Source organism: Blautia sp. AF19-1, assembly GCF_003479155.1.
GTDB classification, from domain to species: Bacteria; Bacillota; Clostridia; order Lachnospirales; family Lachnospiraceae; genus Fusicatenibacter; species Fusicatenibacter saccharivorans.
Window position 1 is genome coordinate 1 of record NZ_QUGQ01000047.1, and the last position, 2,124, is coordinate 2,124.

Annotated in this window: 5 protein-coding genes; all 5 read left to right on the plus strand. The window is 48.4% G+C overall.

The genetic code is table 11. The features are described 5' to 3' along the window. On the plus strand, nucleotides 1-204 hold a 204-nt coding region (locus DWX26_RS16490), incomplete at its 5' end, for a DeoR family transcriptional regulator (protein ID WP_118601790.1). Continuing rightward, the gene (locus tag DWX26_RS16495; RefSeq protein ID WP_005927679.1) at nucleotides 197-493 is read left to right on the plus strand and encodes a DUF3847 domain-containing protein; all 297 of its coding nucleotides are present in this window, start codon (nucleotides 197-199) and stop codon (nucleotides 491-493) included. The genes DWX26_RS16490 and DWX26_RS16495, both read left to right, overlap by 8 nt. Before the next feature lie 296 nt (nucleotides 494-789). After that, nucleotides 790-1,218, plus strand: a complete 429-nt coding sequence (locus DWX26_RS16505; protein ID WP_024739829.1) for a hypothetical protein — start codon at nucleotides 790-792, stop codon at nucleotides 1,216-1,218. Between the two features lie 37 nt (nucleotides 1,219-1,255). Continuing rightward, entirely contained in the window at nucleotides 1,256-1,417 is a 162-nt protein-coding gene (locus DWX26_RS16950) for a hypothetical protein (RefSeq protein ID WP_172754431.1), read from the plus strand. 186 nt (nucleotides 1,418-1,603) lie between these two features. Next, nucleotides 1,604-2,124, plus strand: a 521-nt coding sequence (gene mobQ / locus DWX26_RS16510; RefSeq protein ID WP_147398141.1) for a MobQ family relaxase, incomplete at its 3' end; no start/stop codon positions are given.

Sequence of the window (2,124 nt, forward strand, 5' to 3'; positions counted from 1 at the left end):
CAGGAGGACGAGAACGGAATCCTCTTTGTCTGCTTCCCTGTCACAGCCATTGCCGCAGTCCTGTCCCGCAGCTCCATGACGGTCAAGCGTTCTCTGAATGAACTGGAAACTGCCGGACTTATCATGCGGGTGCGTCAGGGCATTGGAGAACCAAACCGGATTTATGTGCTGATACCGGGAAAGGAGGACGCTGCCCTTGCCTGATACCTCAAAGCTGGAAAAACTCAATCGGGAGTTGGAAAAAAGCGAAAAGAAACTGCGGAAAGCCATCAATGATGAAAAGGCATTGCAGCACCAGTTGAAACAGCTTACCCGAAAGGAACGGACGCACCGGCTCTGTACCCGTGGCGGTATGCTGGAAAGTTTTCTGCAAGAGCCGGAACGCCTGACAGATGATGATGTCATGCTGTTGTTGAAACTCATTTTTCACAGACAGGACACGCAGGAACTATTGAAAAAACTGCTGGAACGGGAGATGCCGGAACCCCCTTAGTTTACTAAGGGCGCAATTATACACCACCCAGAGGTTGGTGCATTGCGTTCTCCGAAGGCTCCTCACCGGAGGGCTGTGATTTTCCGCAGTCATGGTCTGCTCCAAATCAAACAGGGGACGCTACGCTTCCCCTGCGCTGGCTACCGCCAGCTACCCTTTTGTGGACTTGCCATCTGGGGACACCTTGCGTTGCAAGCTGCTCCCAGCCGACAAGTTTTACAAAATCTCTCTGTACTTTGAGGGTCGAATAAAGTATAATGAAGTCAATGAGAAATCGGGAGTTGGAGGTATTCACTATGAAAAAGATTATAACCGTAACGCTTTGCATTGTGCTGGTTCTTCTCTTTGCCGGATGCGGAAAGAACGGTGATACATCAAAAGTGGAAATTGATTATGGAGCATCTTCCGTTTATTCAAAAGAAGAAATAGATTCTGCCATTGAGATTATAAAAAAGCAGTTCGCTTCGTTTGAGGGCTGTGAATTGCATAGCCTTTCTTATATGCCGGATGAAGAATGCAACAATGCAGATAACATTGAATGGATGAACGATTTAAGAACGGATGATAATAAAGAAGCCTTTACGCAATGTATTGCATTTGAAAGCAGTTTTCGTTCGCCGAAAAAAGGTGGCGGTGCATGGGAGGCTAACGAAGAATACACTTGGTCATGGTGGCTTGCACGGAGTGAAGGCGGAGAATGGAATCTGATGACTTGGGGTTATTGATAAGAGTAGAAAATTCTAAGTTATGGAGGTATATATTATGAGAGTAATGATTTCAATCATTCTTATGGTAATTGCGGCGGTGGTCGGTTTTTTCTTTGGTGCTGGAATGAACGAAGCAATGGGTGGAGCAATACTACTTTCAATGATTACAGGTTTTGCTTGCACCATTAGTGCTATTGAAAAGAACAAGAAGGACTGACAACTTCAAGTTTGCCACTCACACATCGGGTCAACTTGCTCCCGAACTTTTACAACTAAATATCCGCCGCCCACAAAGCGGCACACCAAGCAGGAAATCTGAAAAAGGTCTCCTGCTTTTTTTCTGCCCAAAATGAGGTGGTAAAACGCCACCCCATCCACCAATTACCGAAAGGAGGGACACGAAATGCCCTGCCCACACAACGAAATCACGATTGTTCAGCGCAGCCAGCGACAGTCTGCGGTTGCCGCCGCTGCTTACCAAAGCGGCGAAAAGCTGTTCTGTGAATACGACCAGCAAGTGAAGCACTACCCGGAAAAGCGTGGTATTGTCCACAATGAAATTCTGCTCCCGGCAAACGCCCCACGGTCGTATGCAGACCGCAATACCTTATGGAACGCCGCCGAAGCGGTGGAAAAGCAATGGAACTCCCAGCTTGCAAGGCGGTGGGTGCTGACCATCCCCAGAGAGATACCGCCCGACCAGTATGCTGTCCTTGTCCGGGAGTTTTGTGAACAGCAGTTTGTTTCCAAAGGGATGATTGTTGACTTTGCCATCCATGACCCCCACCCGCCGGGACACAATCCCCACGCCCATGTCCTGCTCACTATGAGGGCAATGGACGAACATGGGAAATGGCTTCCCAAGAGCCGCAAGGTTTATGACCTTGACGAAAATGGGGAACGAATAAAACTTCCGTCCGGCAG